The organism is Bacillus mycoides (assembly GCF_001757995.1).
GTDB lineage: Bacteria > Bacillota > Bacilli > Bacillales > Bacillaceae_G > Bacillus_A > Bacillus_A mycoides_B.
The window spans coordinates 1-16,373 of record NZ_LXLV01000109.1 but is presented as its reverse complement, the minus strand read 5'-3'; the positions used below and the strand labels follow the sequence as shown (position 1 = coordinate 16,373).

General features: G+C 34.2%; 12 protein-coding genes and 1 pseudogene. 2 read left to right on the top strand and 11 right to left on the bottom strand.

The window, feature by feature from the left end:
• Window position 1 precedes the first annotated feature (1 nt).
• From BWGOE10_RS28850 to BWGOE10_RS28815, 8 genes are all read right to left on the bottom strand, one after another.
• Window positions 2-289 (bottom strand): TIGR04197 family type VII secretion effector, encoded by a 288-nt coding sequence (locus BWGOE10_RS28850; RefSeq protein ID WP_070145939.1) that lies wholly within the window; start codon window positions 287-289, stop codon window positions 2-4.
• A gap of 18 nt (window positions 290-307) precedes the next feature.
• Window positions 308-739: a DUF5082 family protein gene (locus BWGOE10_RS28845; protein WP_002202989.1), complete on the bottom strand. Its 432-nt coding sequence runs from the start codon at window positions 737-739 to the stop codon at window positions 308-310.
• A 94-nt stretch (window positions 740-833) separates the two neighbouring features.
• Window positions 834-5,309, bottom strand: a complete 4,476-nt coding sequence (essC, locus tag BWGOE10_RS28840; RefSeq protein WP_070145940.1) for a type VII secretion protein EssC — start codon at window positions 5,307-5,309, stop codon at window positions 834-836.
• The gene (gene essB, locus BWGOE10_RS28835; RefSeq protein WP_070140261.1) at window positions 5,287-6,462 is read right to left on the bottom strand and encodes a type VII secretion protein EssB; all 1,176 of its coding nucleotides are present in this window, start codon (window positions 6,460-6,462) and stop codon (window positions 5,287-5,289) included. Before essB ends, essC begins: the two co-directional genes overlap by 23 nt.
• Window positions 6,463-6,465: 3 nt before the next feature.
• The gene (locus tag BWGOE10_RS28830; RefSeq protein ID WP_016128393.1) at window positions 6,466-6,738 is read right to left on the bottom strand and encodes an EsaB/YukD family protein; all 273 of its coding nucleotides are present in this window, start codon (window positions 6,736-6,738) and stop codon (window positions 6,466-6,468) included.
• A 3-nt stretch (window positions 6,739-6,741) separates the two neighbouring features.
• Window positions 6,742-7,236, bottom strand: coding sequence for a type VII secretion protein EssA (essA, locus tag BWGOE10_RS28825; RefSeq protein ID WP_236736019.1), 495 nt, complete (start codon window positions 7,234-7,236; stop codon window positions 6,742-6,744).
• A 40-nt stretch (window positions 7,237-7,276) separates the two neighbouring features.
• Entirely contained in the window at window positions 7,277-11,008 is a 3,732-nt protein-coding gene (gene esaA / locus BWGOE10_RS28820; RefSeq protein ID WP_070145942.1) for a type VII secretion protein EsaA, read from the bottom strand.
• A 74-nt stretch (window positions 11,009-11,082) separates the two neighbouring features.
• Window positions 11,083-11,379 (bottom strand): WXG100 family type VII secretion target, encoded by a 297-nt coding sequence (locus BWGOE10_RS28815; protein ID WP_070145943.1) that lies wholly within the window; start codon window positions 11,377-11,379, stop codon window positions 11,083-11,085.
• A gap of 85 nt (window positions 11,380-11,464) precedes the next feature.
• On the opposite strand from BWGOE10_RS28815, the pseudogene BWGOE10_RS30775 reads away from it, so the two are divergent.
• A pseudogene (locus tag BWGOE10_RS30775) lies at window positions 11,465-11,689 on the top strand (IS4 family transposase); the annotation flags it as partial.
• A 192-nt stretch (window positions 11,690-11,881) separates the two neighbouring features.
• Here the strand turns inward: BWGOE10_RS30775 and BWGOE10_RS28810 are convergent.
• Window positions 11,882-12,589: an IS6 family transposase gene (locus BWGOE10_RS28810; RefSeq protein ID WP_070168367.1), complete on the bottom strand. Its 708-nt coding sequence runs from the start codon at window positions 12,587-12,589 to the stop codon at window positions 11,882-11,884.
• Window positions 12,590-13,026: 437 nt separating this feature from the next.
• Here BWGOE10_RS28810 and BWGOE10_RS28805 point away from each other — a divergent pair, with 437 nt between their 5' ends.
• The gene (locus BWGOE10_RS28805) at window positions 13,027-13,848 is read left to right on the top strand and encodes a hypothetical protein (RefSeq protein WP_070146034.1); all 822 of its coding nucleotides are present in this window, start codon (window positions 13,027-13,029) and stop codon (window positions 13,846-13,848) included.
• A 673-nt stretch (window positions 13,849-14,521) separates the two neighbouring features.
• Here the strand turns inward: BWGOE10_RS28805 and BWGOE10_RS28800 are convergent.
• Together BWGOE10_RS28800 and BWGOE10_RS28795 are read right to left on the bottom strand one after the other, a co-directional pair.
• The gene (locus BWGOE10_RS28800) at window positions 14,522-15,811 is read right to left on the bottom strand and encodes a DUF5068 domain-containing protein (protein WP_070140267.1); all 1,290 of its coding nucleotides are present in this window, start codon (window positions 15,809-15,811) and stop codon (window positions 14,522-14,524) included.
• Between the two features lie 203 nt (window positions 15,812-16,014).
• Window positions 16,015-16,373, bottom strand: a 359-nt coding sequence (locus BWGOE10_RS28795; protein WP_131798997.1) for a DDE-type integrase/transposase/recombinase, incomplete at its 5' end; no start/stop codon positions are given.

Below are 16,373 nucleotides of genomic sequence, written 5' to 3'. Positions count from 1 at the left end.
ATTATTTGAACCTCACTGTGTTTTGTTGGATTACATCCGCCATTTTAGCATCTTCATCGACAATTTTGTCCGCGACGGCTTTCATTTTGCCTGTGTCAGCAGAAGATACTCCTTTAAATGCTTCTAAAGTTGTTCCGGCTTTCTCTACTAAATTTTGAAAACCCGTCAACCGAGATAGATTATTCTTGGTAATGTTCGGTGAGGGAACTTTCTCTATCCGACTAACTGCGCTCTCTGCATTTGTGACTGCTCCGGTAAATTTCCCCTTATCTATACCTATTTTCCCCATTGGTATTTTCTCCTTTTTTTATAACATAGCACGCAAACCGCTAATACTTGCTGAAATGCTCGCAATAGCGTCACCTATTATAGACTGATCCATTTCTAATAAAATGATTTTATTATTCATCGTGTTTAGCTTTTCATTGTGCTTCTCTTTATCTGCATCAAGTGCTGTCACAATTTCTTTTAATTTCTCATCAAATTTCTTACGACGTGCTCCTTTGAACTGGCTTGTTGTTAGACTCGTGCCTAAATTGGTAAACTCTTTCTTATAAGAATCAAAATGATGAAGTTCTCCCTGTAAAGATCTCTTTGCGGCTTTTAAGCGCTCTAACTTTTGGGCATTTGCCCTGTGACTAGCCATTTTACTATCATAACTTGCCTTAAATCGATCAACACTTGCATGGATATCCGCTTTTCGTGCAGCTTCTTTGGCTTTATCTTCTTCTTGAGCCATAATGTTTTCCCTCCTCAAAATCTATTTCCCTATCAAGACTATCTTTCTGTTTGTAACTACTCAGCCATACACACCACTCGCAGATAAAATTGATCTACTCACTAACTAATTTCACTCGTCCTGCATTTCGTCCAACAAAGAAATGAGACTCATCTAATTCCACTGTAGGTTCACTATAACTAGATTTCACATTTATCAATCCTTGATCAGCTAAACGCGTTCCAATCATCCCTGCTGGAATATTTGCTCGTAATCGTTTATTAAATTCATCATAACTGTTCTCAATTTGTTTTTGATTGCCGTGGAAAATGAAATAAACACCTACTTTAGAACCATTTTTTAAGTATTTATTGAATGTTTCATCCGAAATAAATGTTTTATCTCCAAATATTTGCGCATCTGGAATATACACAAACATCGGTTGATTTTCACTTTGTGTCTCTCTTTCTTCAATTTCACTCATTAGATCATTAACAAAAGTACTGTACTCCATATCTGATACAATCACATCGAAGCTTTCTTTGAATCTGCCAAATCGTTCGCTCCCATTAAACACAATTCTTTGTGCTTTCCCTTCAAAATGTTTGAAGTTTTGAACGATTATACGCTCAATATATTCCGTTTGCTGTGGCGTATCGTCTCCAATCACAAAATAACCATGTTTTTCTGGTACAAAACCAACGACATTTGTGGTTTCTTTACTTAGAGCAAGTGGTAGTTGTAGATTATCTAACATCTCTTGTACCAGTGGATTTGTATAAAAATCATGCATAGAGATCGTTTTAGATAACATCGGAATCTTGGTAGGACGTGTGCCCTTCCACTGCTGATTCATCTGTGCAATCTCTTGCTCTAAATTATTCAATCGATCAATATCATTTTTTCCATGAGTTGGTAGATAAATTTGAACTTCATGTGGCTCGTCTAGTTTGATTTGCGCTCGTCCAACAATTTCTTGCGAAATCAAAGCATCACGTCCTACAACATCTCGAATTGCACCTTCTTCCACAAGGAATAGCCCAATATGTGATGGAATATTACTCGCCATACTCATTCTGAAGCTGTTCGTACGAAGAACTGTCATAACTACATAGAGTCCCAAACTTGCTCCTTCTCGTAAAAGCTGATTTAACACAGATTCTATAGCTTCCTCTAAAGGACTCTCCTTAATTGAGTCAAAACCATCAACAATGGTAACAATCCCTGGCAACGGCTTTCCTGACTTCTCTTCATATTGAGACAGACTTGCGACACCATACTCTGTAAATGCGTCTTTTCGACTTTGAATTTCTTTGCGAATTCGTTTGAGGAACTTCATCAGTTTTTCTTCTTCCTCTAACCGAACAATATCCACCACATGCGGTAAATCTTTTATTGGAAGTAAACCATTCGTACCAAAATCAAATAGGTTAAACTGGACCTGTTCAGGATTGTTAATTCTTGATAAATTCATTACAAGAGTTTGTAATGCAGTGGATTTCCCAAAGCCTGGAGATCCATAGATTGCAAGGTGACTCAACTCTTCTAAATTAAGTAAAAAGTCAATTTGTTCTTGTCTTGATGGAATATCCATCAAACCAAATGGAACTGAAAGATTTCTTTTCGAATCCCCTGAAGTTACTACATTAATCTTTGGACTATCAATTTCTGTTTTTAATGGAGGTAACCAAGGTTTTTCAGGAAGAACTGCATTTGTTTTTTCAGCATGAATCACAATATCTTCTACAATCGCGTCCAATTGTGTTTGTTTTTCTTCCTTTTTCATGGACACTTCATCATCTTGAGATAAATCTGTAGTTAACAATTCGTGCTGGCCCAATTGATTAATTAGCCAAATTCTTTCATCTACTTTTTCTTCATATTGTGCATCTGGATTATAATACGCTCCACTCCACGCAGATTGAAACAGTTCATAAATTTCATTGTTTCCGACCTGTAAATACGCTCGTCCTGGTTGAGTAATCGTTGCTGCATCAGGTGTTTTAATAATTTCATTTGAATCACTTGGATCGGCTACTTTTAATGCTAATTTGAATCGTGAGTTTGACCAAATCTGGTCGTCCACTACTCCACTTGGCTTTTGAGTAGCTAAAATCAAATGAACTCCTAACGAACGACCAATACGTGCAGTTGATACTAGCTCAGCCATAAAGTCTGGTTCATTTGCTTTTAATTCTGCAAATTCATCACTGATTAAGAAAAGGTGCGGCAATGGTTCTGATGGATATTTTTTCTTTTCTACAGGATCAGCAATTTCTTTTCCCTGTTTATACAACTTGGTATACCCATTAATATGATTAACACCAAATTCACCGAATTTCCGTTGTCTCTTTTGTAATTCTGCTCGAATACTTTGTAATGCTCTTGCAGAACTTGCACCGTCTAAGTTTGTAATCGATCCTAACAGATGTGGTAAATTCTTAAATAAATTCGCCATACCTCCACCCTTAAAATCAATCGGTAAAAAGCCAACGTCTTCTGGTGCAAAATTTACTGCTAAAGATAAAATATAACTTTGGACAATTTCCGATTTACCAGATCCTGTTGTACCTGCCACGAGTCCATGTGGGCCATGTGCTCGTTCGTGTAAATTCAAATAAACAATGTCATCTTTTCCTCGAACACCCAAAGGAACAGCTAATGACTTTGAAGTGTCTGCTTTTTCCCAACGAGCACCAATATGTAACTCTCCAACATTTTTCACATCATATAATTCTAGAAAGTCAATCGATTCTGGAATCGCATTTTTCTCTACCTCAACATGTTCTAAATTAGCTAAGCGTTGTATTGCTTGCTCAATTGGATAACTTTTGGGTAAATGGTTGGGAACAAAAAGTTGATTCACGTACTCATTATTATTGTTAATTAATACCGCGGATTCGTTACTTTGATAATCAATAACTGTGGTTGCTGTCTCTGGCAACATGTTTAACGCGTCTTTCCCCCAGATGACCGTAACACCGTATTGACTCATATCTTCAGCTAAGAATTCATTTAATCCATGCCCAGAGAGCCAGCTCTCGTCTAAAATCGTAAACATATAATGCGGAGCAAAGGTTACTTTCTCATTGCCCGCCTCTTTGACTTGTTGCCGACGTTTTGTTAACAACTGATAGAACGAATTTAAAACCATGTCACGTGTCTGTGAATTATGAATAATTCCTCGTAAATTTAAGCTCCGTATTTGAAAATGTGGCAACCAACGCCATGCATGCCAACAATCTTGATAATCTTCTTCTGGAACTAATGCTACAAATTCTACATCTCTATAAGAATGTAAAACGGAAAGCTGAAATAATATTGTCTGTACAGCTATTCGTAGTACTGTTTTTGTTCCTGCAAGTCCTAACGTTTGATTTAACGTCGAGATGGCAATAGGTGCATCTTTTAACGTTTGATGTGGCCAAACAATTTTTTCTTCTGCAAATATACTTAAAGCATCATCTTCTTCTCTTGAATGATAACTGACTTTATAACTACTTTGGATCTCTCCATGACCCAAACGAATACTTATAAAATCAGCATTTGTCATAGTTTTTTCATAAATTCGTGGACTGTATTCTTTTGTCATCAAAGACAATGAATCCATATCAGGGAAGTTATACGTTAAAGCTTCTAATTGCTTTTGAGAGAGCAACGACAATTCTTTTTCCTTTTGAATAAGATACTTTTCATAGTACTCACTTCGCTTAAGATTCTTTTGTTTCACTTCTTTCTTATTCGTAATATAACTTGAAACAGAGAACCCTGCCGTGAGTAAACTTACCCCCCCCATGCTTAACATCATAATAGGGTTTCCATTACTTAATACGCTCGTTGCACCACTTAAAACAACCATTGCCAATGGCGGAACAATCGTACGCAATAAATCACTTCTCCCATCAGTTTCCTCAGCTCTTGGAGGTTGAATTGCTATCTCTTCTTTAGGCTCTCGTAAATGAATTCTTGGACTACGTCTAAATTCAGGGAAATTTTTTGGGTATTCTGGAATAAATATCTCGTTAATAATCTCCCAAGAATTTAGTGAAAATTCATTGGTTATTTTACACAACTTAAATTGTTTTTCTCTCAATTCAATAAGCACACCATCAATAACAAGTTGATCCCCTACAGACAAAACTTTTTCTAATCGATCTACTTTATTTCCATTAAAGTAAACTAATACCCCATTTGAAAACAGATTTAACTGGTAAGTTTCATTCTTTTCATTAAATGTGACCAAGGCAAAAGCCTTAGTCGGAATGGTGATTCCTGAGTCCTTTGAAGAAGAAATCACAAAATTTGTTTTCGGCTTGATAGTAGTTAAAACTTCTAATTTTTCATGAGGTAACGCGAGAATTCCATCCTTCATATCACCTGTCCATGGATCTTGATCCAAGAACAAATGCGTGCCATCAAAAGAAATTTCATGGTTACCAATCTTAAGTGATGGCTTTGACATTGTTAGTTCGTGATGCGAAAATATATGACCAAGTGAAAAAATATCATAGAGTACAGACGCTTTATTTACAATTTGATCATCAATTGGTACACCTTCACTAGATAATCTATTGTTTAGATTTCTGATCATCCGTCTTACCCTCCAATAACTTCATGTACTTTTCCATCTCTTCCTTATATTTCGAAAGTAATTCTTGTTTCTTCGCACCATTCATCTTGTTATCTGCATTTGTTACATCATAAACTTTTGTATAGGCGTGAAGAATATATTGATTATCTCCAATATTTTTAGCAATATTTAAGGCCTTTTCAAAGTCTCCTTTTCCTATATAGATCCAATAAAGTAATGTGTTATCATTTGATTTTTGGGAGATAGTCCCTAATACAGATTCTTTCTGCTCATTAGACAAGCTATCTAGTTGAATCGAGCTCACTGCTAACACATATAGTGCGCTTTTAGGAAGATTCTCTGGTTTGTCTTCCTTTAAAGAATCTAGAACATCTGAATAATTATTTGAAATAAACTTTGATTCTGCACTTATGATTCGTTTTTGCTGAGGTACAATATTTAATGAATATATCCCTACCCCTATTGAAAGACCTAATGTTGCAAGACCAAGAATAATTGTTCCCCACTTGAAAACAGTGTAATTTCTACTTTTCACCAGTATGCTTGTAGCATTTCTTTTTTCCTTTTGAATCGCAACTGTTTCCATTAGTAACTTGTCTATCTCTTCAAACGAAGAAGATTCTTGAATTTTTTCGGAAAAAGGATCTCGGACTGCACCGGCCCCATCAATTAGATTCTCAAAATCCAGTTTTGGATTTAAAATATAAAGAAGTAATGCCTTGTATTGTTTTAGATATACTTCTTCTGTTGAAAGATAAGGAATAACGGTATTCATTACGCCACGATGACCAATAAACAACTCTTCCCCAAAAATAAAGATATTTTTAGGATGGATAAATGGCGTTACTGGTTGGTTAAGATATTCTTTTAAGAAATTTACTTTTTGTGCTAAAAGAAGGCGATCAAATTCATCTAATTTTTTAACATATTGTTCAAGCGAAAAAGATAATTCATCTTTTTCATAAGTGATAATGACCTGTTCTTCATTCGCCACTTCTATCTTTCCAGTCAAAAAGTGTGGTGCTTTATTTAAAAATAACTGGAATTGCTTTACACCTGACAAAGAATATTGATTAGCTGTTAAGTGCACTTTAATAAAAGTAGATGTAGTTTCCTCTTTAATAACTATCAAACTATTTTTCATTTCCCCCATACTCTAGTGTTCCTCCAAACTCCCTATAATTTCTTTTACTGCTAATTGATCACCATCCGCCAATGGATATTTCGCCAATATAACATTTTCATCTAAATGAATTGGCTTATTTTTTACTTCCAATGAAAAATGAGTGGGCAATTCTATATTTACTAAAGATAATGAATCAACCAATAGTTCTTTCAATCTATTAGAAGAAACCTGATTAGGTATTGTTAAATCAAGTATTTGCTCATTAACATGAAGTTCGATATTAATCATTGTTCTTTCTGCCATTGTTTACTCCTTTTTCCGTATAAATAGGTTTGAAAATCTTTTACCTAATAACCAACCTAAAATTAATATTCCAGTTACACCCATGCCTAACAGTATCCAGAAGGTCCATCTAGGAATTTCATAATTGGTATGTTCCACAGTTGCTTCATTTTCATTAGAAGCTGTGTAGTCTTTAGAAAACAGCTGCTTGGTAATTGTATCCTGTGGTTTCTTTTCTACACTCTCATCGGTAAGAAATACTTTTTCTTTTATACTTGAAGTACTCTTTCTATTTTCTTTCTCAAGTTCCTTATTTTTTGTGTTTTTGTCTTTTATAAACAAATCTTCTATCCCTGTAACAGAATTATTATTTTTATGATTTTCTTTTTCATAAATCACGTTGTTATGAATCGTTAGTTTTCCATCTTCAGCATAGGCTAGACTGCTAAAACTAGTAAAAAGATTTGTCACACAAAAAGAAATTAGAAGAGAAAAAACGAGAAATTTTGGTTTTATCATTTTTTCCAAATTCGTACATCCTTTCTCCTAACAACATAAGCTATTGCTCTTGTTCAGCTTTCTCTGACTTTTTCACACCTGGAAAAGCAATGAAATTCGTACCAATTCCTACAACAATAATAATTACCAATAACAAGTAACTTTCCCATCCAACATGAATACCATTGCTTAGTGCTGTATAACCATTTTCTATGTTTTGAAGCGGTGAAAAACGATAAAGTAAATCGACAATACTACCCGGACGAGTATGCATTCCTAATAATGGTGTTAACATGAGATATAATCCTAAAAGTGAAACACAAACATAGAGTGTTATATTTTTAAACTGACGAGAAAAACCTGTTATTAATAAAGTTCCACCTAAAATATTTAGGAACGTGTAACTAAACCAAGAGATATTAAACACTCTCAAAATACTAAAAGTAGTTATTCCAGCAAAGAATAGTGAGATAATTAGACTGACACCTGTTACCTTCATAACATTAGGAACATTTAGCCATGCCCTTGTAGGTGTAATAAAAACCATATCTTTCGTAATTTCTCTACGTTGAATAGTACGACATAAGGAAATGCCGGTAATGACTGAAAGAACAGCTCCAACAAGCGTCATATAGTAAGGAATAATAGACGTTTGGCGAGTAGCTTCAAAACTTCCTTTTGTAGCAATTGGGGCTGATAGAAAATTGAATACTTTATAATTATCTGCTCCACCTTGTTTGGTATTAGAAAGCACTTTGCTAAACTCTTCTGAGTATTTTTCATTTTTACTTGTATTCTTTTGAATTTTAGTGACTGAAGTATTTAAATTATTCAAAACAGTATCTGCATTTTTTTGAACATTATCTGTATTTTCTTTTAACTCCTGAATTTTTGGAGAAATGTCATGAGCTTTCGCTGCAGATTTTTCTATACTTTCAGCCGAGCTCTTTGAACTCTGAACTAAACCTTCCATTTCTTTTACTAAGCTATCTGTTTCTGAAGAAATTGGTATTGTATCGTTCTCTGCAGGATGTTGATTTTCTGCAGGATGTTGATTTTCTGCAGGATGTTGATTTTCTGCACTTTTTAAAGATTCTTCTTGGATTTTTTCATTTTCTTTCCATGATTGATACGTTTCATTAATCTGTTGATTGGCTTGTACAAACCAATTATTTAACTTTTCTGCTTCATTCAGAAACTTCTGAGGTTCAGTCATTAGATTTAAAGTTCCATATAATGTATTTTTTGTTCCATCATGATTTTTATCCGTTGTTGATCCAATTGTTTCCTGTAAATTTTTTATTTGGCCTTCAATATCTGTATAGAGTTGATTTCCTTTATTCTTAAATTCTTCATAAATTTTCTCTGTAATAGCATCTATCTTTTGTTCACCTGTGATATTGTTATACATTCGATAAACAGAGTTTGAGTTTGCCAACTCTTCGAGAGTCTTCTCTTGATTTTCAGTTTTGTTAATCATATCTGTATAGCTATCAATAGATATGGAATCTTCTGGATTTCCAAATAAGGTAACAATTTGCTGTGCAGTGCTATCAAGCATTTGAAATTGTTTCAATAACTCAGGTAAGTCAGATATTAAATTCTTATTTACATCTATATATTCTGCATAGCTGGCATTCACTTGAGTTTGCTCATTAACAATCCATGAATAATCAACAGAGACAAAAGAGTTCTTCTTCATTTTTTCATCCAAGGTCCAATCAAAATCCGCCTTAAACGTTAAGCTAAAACTTGAAGGTAACGGCGGAAGATCCTTTTCTGTTTCTGGTTTCGGCTCTGGATCCGTTGGCGGTTTCGGCTTTTCTGGTTCCGTTGGCGGATCTACCGGCGGTTTCGGCTTTTCTGGTTCCGTTGGCGGATCTACCGGCGGTTTTGGTTTTTCTGGATCCGCTGGCGGATCTACCGGCGGTTTTGGTTTTTCTGGATCCGTTGGCGGATCTACCGGCGGTTTTGGTTTCTCTGGATCCGTTGGCGGATCTACCGGCGGTTTTGGTTTCTCTGGATCCGTTGGCGGATCTACCGGCGGTTTTGGTTTTTCTGGTTCTGTGGGGTTCTTTTTCAATGAAATACTGAATTCATGATTAGAAACTTCACTCCACTCAGAAATGTACCCATATGATTTGAGTTTTTGATCCAATTCTGTTTTTAACACCGGTAAAAGATCCGTCAAATTTCTTATTCCTAAACTTCCTTGTTCTGTATGGTCTGTCTTCAAAGAGATTCTATTATCTTTTGTTGGATCAATAGATATAGTGACCTCCCTACCATTTATAGGAATTATAGAGTTATGTTCAGAATTACCTTCTAGATAGGAAAAGTTTCCTTCCTTTCCTATTTCTTTTTCAAAATTTTTCGCATAACGCCGAACTATAGTTAGCTCATCTTGGAATTTTTTAGATTGAGAATCAGTTATAATATTCTCAGCAATTAACTTTTGTAAAAGATTTTCTAAAGTGTCTGCTGGAATTTGTGGTAGACTTTCTTCTATCATTTGACGATAACGATTATCTAAATTAACTTTATTTTCTTTTGAATCAGCCATTAGTTTCACAATCGCCTGTTTAATATCCTCCTCAGAAGCTGTATCCGGATTTTTTTCTGCACTTCCATAATAAGTTTGTGCAATCTGTTTTCTTAAATCAGTAAGAGTTTCAACTTGCGATTGCAATTGCTTAATTTCATCATTTAGTTCATCAATTCGAGCAGTTTGTGTTTCTTGAAATAGCTTGGCATTTAGCAAGAATTCCGTATAAACCCCAGATGAATTCACTTCACCTGCTGCCGATGTATAAAAGTTTCCTAGTTGTTTAAACATTGATTGGTTCAAACCATCATATTTTGCTTTATATCCCGATAAATCAGATTGCCGTTGGTTTTCTAATTGCGTTTTCTGTAGGTTAAATTGATCCTCAAATTGCTTTTTTTGTAGGTTAAATTGATCCTCAAATTGCTTTAAGGAATCTTTTAACTTTTCATTTGTTTTATCGATATTTTCGGTAACTAATTTTTTGGCTTCTTTTGTCGAGGTACTGCCTGCTTCTAAGCTCTTATTATTATCATCCATTAGAGTTTTTACGGATGATACAAATGCTTGTTGTTCCGAGAGAAAACCTTTATTATCTTCATCAAGAATACTCGAAACATTTGATAAATTATTAAATCCTCCCGACAACTCCTTAAATGGATCTTGAATATTTGTCATCAGATATTTCTTAGCATCAGTTTCTGCTCCAACAATTTTATTAACATTTAGTTGGGCTTCTGATAAATTTCCTACAATACTTGAGAAATACATCTGTACAACTCGTTGATTGAAATTTTTCAAAATATCATTTACTTGTGTTTGAACGGCTTGATTGGATATCTCATTTTGCCCTTTACGTACACGATAATTAATGGTCGCCTGTTCTGGTGCTATACTTTGAAGGGACAAAAGACGTTCAGAGAAATCTTGAGGAATAATAATTTCTGCATCAAATTGACCATTATCAATTCCTGCATTAGCAATATTCCTACTGACCGTCTGCCAACTATTTTTTGAATCTTGATTAATCAGAGTAACAAAGTCTGCACCTAGTTCATACTTCCTCCCCTCAAAAACAGCCCCTTTATCTTCATTCACTAAAACATATTGAACCTTGGATACTTTTTGATTTGTAGACCGGTACACATTATCATCTTTAAAACCAAAATAAGTGAATGTCAAAATAAGAAATAATCCACCAAGTATAATGACGAGTAATGGAAAATAACTCTTATATTTTTTTATCAAAATACATTTCTTCCTTTCAGATAAATTAAAAAAGGTGTCAGCACAATGAGTTGCACTGACCCCTTTTAAAAAAATTAACTTAAGCCAAACGAACTTGCATCCTGACGATCACGATCTGCGACAGTATCTGCATATTTGGTCAACTGCATATGAATACTTTGTAATAAATTTTCCATTTGTTTCACATTACCTTCAAGCTGTTTGTATTGGTCCAAGTAAGCTCGAAAGGCTTCCCCCTGCCATTCTTGGGCAATCACTGAATTCATAGAATTCACCTTACGAATAGCGTCTTCAATTTGTGAAGAAGCAGTTTGATAAATTTTCGCCTGAGATTTTAGTTGTTCGGGTGTGACTGTAATAGATCCTGCCATAAAATCATCTCCTTGTTTTTTACTATCCTTACGTACGGATAATTTAATCCTAAACTAATTTTGGTTCTGATGCAATAAATTTACAAAACTTAGAAAATTAATTTTTCAAATCCATCATTGGCAAAATATTAAACAAGAATGATTAGAATGTCATGTTTATGGAGAACCCATTTCCATTTTTTTACGTTCTTTTACTATGTTCAAAATGCGACAATTGATTCTAAAAAAGAAACAACAGGAATTAAGCGAATATAAAACAAGTAGAATGATTCAAGATCATTTATACCTTTTGTATCAAGCCATACAAAAAAAACCCAAGTAAAATAAAAAAGAGCTGCTCCCAGCCCTTGTATACTTGAAAAATCTATATCATTGCAGTATAAATTTTTCCGTAATCTATTATAAATTAATGTTCATGAATTCAACAACAATATTTTTGGTTCTGGTGCAAATACTTAGGAAAGATATAAAGAGGCGAAAAGTTTCCTAGTGGAATCTAGTCTTAAGCAGCAATTCCAAATAGTTGCTGGATGAACTTCACTTGATTTTGGACAGACTTGTCCAGTAAAACAAGTTGCCCTTTTTTTACCATATGCATAGCTTCTATTCCAGAAATAATGGATGTAGCTGTGCGAAAGGATTTCAATCCTAACATCGAACGAACTCGCTTTTTAATAAACCGATGATCTTGTTCCACTATGTTATTGAGATATTTCACTTGCCTTAGTTGGATGCCTAATGGCATCTTTTTTTCTTTTCTCAATTCTTCAACTGCTATAGGATAAGCTGGATTCTTATCTACTGTCACGACACGAGGCTCAGAAATATGAAAAGACTGCAAAGCTTTCTTGAAGAATCGCTTTGCAGCCTTGTGGTTTCTTGCTTTGCTTAGGTAAAAATCGATGGTATTTCCTTTCGAATCGACAGCACAATACAGGTACATCCATTGACTTTTGACTTTGATATATGTTTCATCGACTCTCCAAGAGTCATTGGTTTGCTTGAGATGACGACGGATTCTTTTGTCTAATTCAGGACCATACTGACGAATCCAACGCATAATCGTTGTATGAACAACGGATAAGCCCCGTTCCTCCACCATTTCCACCAAATCACGAAAGCTCAAGTTGTACCGTAGGTACCATCTTACTGTTTGCAAAATAATATCATGATGATAATGCTTCCACTTGAATAAATTTCGCTTTTCCATACTGATCACGCACCTCTTTTAGAGTAATAGTATCAGTATGTCCAAGATTTATAGATTACTTGCAATTATCTTGAAGTTTTCGCACCAGAGCCCTTTATTCCAAGGCTACAGCTTCCATTTGAATATATTTTCCTTTTCCATACCAATTACACACCCTCTTTAGATTAGTAGTATCAGTATGTCCAAGATTTATAGATTACTTGCAATTTTCCTAGCGTTTTTGCACCAGAAGCAAAAATAACAGTGTTTTATTAGACACTTTATACGAAATATCGAAAGATGGTAACTTATCAAATAAGAGGTTGTAAAACATTTCTGATTAAACTTTATTCCAAATCAATAGTTATATTTTTCGAAAATTCATCTAATTTGTATTATAATATAATTATTAATAATTTATTATGAAATGAAAACTGTCAAATGTTCGGTGGTGTGAGATGAAATATACAAATAATGAACCAATAATGATACGAAAAGACATTGTATATTGCGAGAATGAATTGTTAAAACATGTAAAAGAGGTTTTGGAGAAAGAAGATGTTAAAACTGCGGAAGTGTATGATGCAAAGAAAGGTGATCTGCATTATACAAGTGAGACATTGCGTAAAAAATTCAATTTAGCTTTTCCTCAAATTGTTGTTAAATCAGGTCTATATGATTTAAATAACCATTTAAAGTACATTTCTAAAGAAATAATATATGAACAACTAAATCAAGAGTTTGAGCGCATAGGCTCTACAAGAAAGGGCATTTATAACAGTAAAAGAAATAAAAAACGATACCCTTATAGCGATACTTTAAAGATAAGATTAAATCAAAGTTGGCCAGAAATTTTATTATGTTGCAAACAGCTAATTGAAGTTAAAAAGTATGATGAAATTTCAAAAGAAGTACTGAGAAATGAATATAAAATGATTAGTAAAAAATTAGGTCGTGCTGCTACTATTCCTGAGCTAACTGATCAGACTGCATTTTCATTTGATATATATCGTCAATACTTTTCTACAATGAAAAAATTAAGGGAAGAGTGCGGATTTCGCCATGAATATAAAGGTGGAAAGAAGCCTATTGAATTAAGTACGTGTGAAAAAGAGTTAGTTCGGGTATACCAAAAATACAATAGAAGATTAACTTACAACGAATTAAAAGAAGAGAGTCAAATTAGTATTTCAACCCTGTTTAGACGATTCGAAACTACAAAAATCAATGATATTTGGAATCAAATTGAAAGAAATATGTTTGACATTACTAATATATAAAAAAAGAAGACTTATTGTTGTGGCTATAAAATAAAGTCATACGTTACATTGTTTTATTCCTTTTCGATTAAAGAATTATAAGTAAGCTTTAATCAAACTTTATTCTAAACTAACAACAATTGAGACTCCCACGACTAAAGTCGCAAGCCCTAATCCTTACGGATTAACGAGTGGGATTCTTGAATGACTAAACGTTCGCAGTCCATTTCTATTTTGAACAGCCTTCAAGATGAGGGCATCTTATTGCCCCTCCCACGACAGACCATATAGGTTCGTGGGCTACGGTACTGTTACCATACCGTTCAGATGTTGGTTTGCATAAGTTTTTGCGTGTTGTACTTCACGACACATATAGTTTTACCGATAGTGTGAGTTAGGCTATCGAACCTTATATTATATCCAATTATCAACGAACGAGATTGTTTTAAAGACTTGTACTTGTCTATACGCTAAGTATAGCATGTTTTCAGACAACTAAGGAGGCACAAGCCTTCTCTTGTCTGACCGAAATCTCATCCCACCCCTAAAGGGGGTGCTACCGCACCATAGTGGGCTTTTACGTTCTGAAATTCTGTAAAGAACCCTCTTCGTCAGCTTGAAGAGGGTTCAGGGTTATAGCTACATATTTAGTTTTTTGTGTGAATTTGTGTGAAACCGTTGGAAAATATCTATTCTATTTTGGTAATGTAAATTTCACTTTGTGTCCTTTTGAAATGTCTTTTGCATCTTTATTCATCATAGGACCTAATTCAATCTCAAAGTTTTTGTTTTTCCAAATCTTTTCATATTGCTCTCCATCTAAAATGAAAACCTGTAATAACTCTCCAGATGTTCCAGCTTTAATCGAATCACTATATTTGTAATTTAGTAACATACCTTCGTTAAGCGTATATTGTGCACCATCATTAACACTTAATTTAGAACTTATTGGAGACGGCGAAATATCTTCGGTCTCTTTGTTATCGAGTTTAAATTTAACTGTCAATAAAACAATTCCATTTTTGAAACTTTCAAATCGAGGGGCCTCAACGGAATTTGGTGTGAATTTGGTAAATTGATATCCATCTAATGTAACTTTTGTAGCACCTAATTGTTCACTTTTATTAATGTTTGATTTCTCATTTAGCATTGACTTCTCGCCCATGTTTTCAGCTGTTGCTTTATCTTGATAAAAAGTTTTATCTGTTGTAACTTTTTGATCACCTTGTTTATTTAAACTTAATGCCAAATTTCCAGCACTTCCAATTGGGGCGTCATATTTTCCTTTATTCGCTTGCGCTTCAGGAACTTTGACTGAAACTGTTGATAGCTCTAAAATTTTTGTTAAATCATCTTTACCAAATGGATATGCAATATAACCAGAAATGCTTTCACCAGCTTTTACTAAATAATTATTGCCTGGAGATAGCTTTGTAGGTAATTGTTCTTCCTTTGGAATTAAATCCTTATAGTTACTGTAATCTCTCTGAGCACCTGTAAATGTTATATTTAAATTTGGCATATAATAAACATCTTTATTTGAATCATTCTTTACAGTATAGTGTGCAAGAATAACCCCACCATTTGTTTGGTCGTTAAAAGGGATATTAAAATCGGTATGAAAATCATTTAATTCAACTAATGTGTAGTTGTCAAGTGATACTGAAACATCTTGTAACTTATGTACTTGAGGTTCTTTGTTTTCATAAAGGACTTTCGTTTTCCCTTGTGTTTCTTTTTCCATATATGAGATAAGCTTTGAATAATCGTTTGATTTAGCTTTCGTATCTTTAGATTCTTTTTCTTTTGATGTATCCGTTTTTTCTTCTTTATTTTCTTTTTGTGAATCTTTTTTCTCTTCCTTATTTTCTTTTGTCACATTCTCTTTTTGTTCGGTAGTTGCTTTATCACTTTGACCACAACCAGTTATCATAAGAGCTGTAACCATCGCAACAGAAAATAAAGACATTAATTTTTTTGACATTCCTCTGCCCCCTGTTTTTCCTCTATTATACTTTTAATCTACACAATCAGATGATTGGATATATCCCCCTCCCTATAAGCCCTATGTTTTATTATAGAGAAAGAATTTCCAGTTCGCTACCTTTTTCTAGTGTTTTACAGGGTTCTGGTGCAAAAATCATTTGATAGAGACATAGAAACCTACATAGACTGTTCAATGGCAGATTATGATGCAATTCCAAACAATTTATGTATGAACCTAACTTCATTTTGGGCAGACTTCACCTGTGAGTGAAGTTGTCCTTTTTTCATCATATGCATGGCTTCAACACCACTCAATATAGAGGTTGCTGTTTTAAATGACTTGAATCCCAACATAGAACGCACGCGTTTCTTAATAAAACGATGATCCTGTTCCACTATATTATTGAGATATCTAACTTGCCTTAGTTGTATACCTTCAGGCATATATTTCTCTTCTTTCAACTCTTGAATCGCTACAGGATAGGCAGGATTCTTATCTACTGTTATCACGCGAGGTTTAGAAACGTACGAAAAAGCCAAGGCTTTCTTGAAAAAGCGCT

Coding starts and splice junctions, on each gene's coding strand:
- BWGOE10_RS28815 (WP_070145943.1), bottom strand. CDS start 11,379: ATGGCAGGATCTATTACAGTCACACCCGAACAACTAAAATCTCAGGCG.
- essB (WP_070140261.1), bottom strand. CDS start 6,462: ATGGGGGAAATGAAAAATAGTTTGATAGTTATTAAAGAGGAAACTACA.
- essA (WP_236736019.1), bottom strand. CDS start 7,236: ATGATAAAACCAAAATTTCTCGTTTTTTCTCTTCTAATTTCTTTTTGT.
- BWGOE10_RS28830 (WP_016128393.1), bottom strand. CDS start 6,738: ATGGCAGAAAGAACAATGATTAATATCGAACTTCATGTTAATGAGCAA.
- BWGOE10_RS28845 (WP_002202989.1), bottom strand. CDS start 739: ATGGCTCAAGAAGAAGATAAAGCCAAAGAAGCTGCACGAAAAGCGGAT.
- BWGOE10_RS28800 (WP_070140267.1), bottom strand. CDS start 15,811: ATGTCAAAAAAATTAATGTCTTTATTTTCTGTTGCGATGGTTACAGCT.
- BWGOE10_RS28850 (WP_070145939.1), bottom strand. CDS start 289: ATGGGGAAAATAGGTATAGATAAGGGGAAATTTACCGGAGCAGTCACA.
- BWGOE10_RS28810 (WP_070168367.1), bottom strand. CDS start 12,589: ATGGAAAAGCGAAATTTATTCAAGTGGAAGCATTATCATCATGATATT.
- BWGOE10_RS28805 (WP_070146034.1), top strand. CDS start 13,027: ATGAAATATACAAATAATGAACCAATAATGATACGAAAAGACATTGTA.
- essC (WP_070145940.1), bottom strand. CDS start 5,309: ATGATCAGAAATCTAAACAATAGATTATCTAGTGAAGGTGTACCAATT.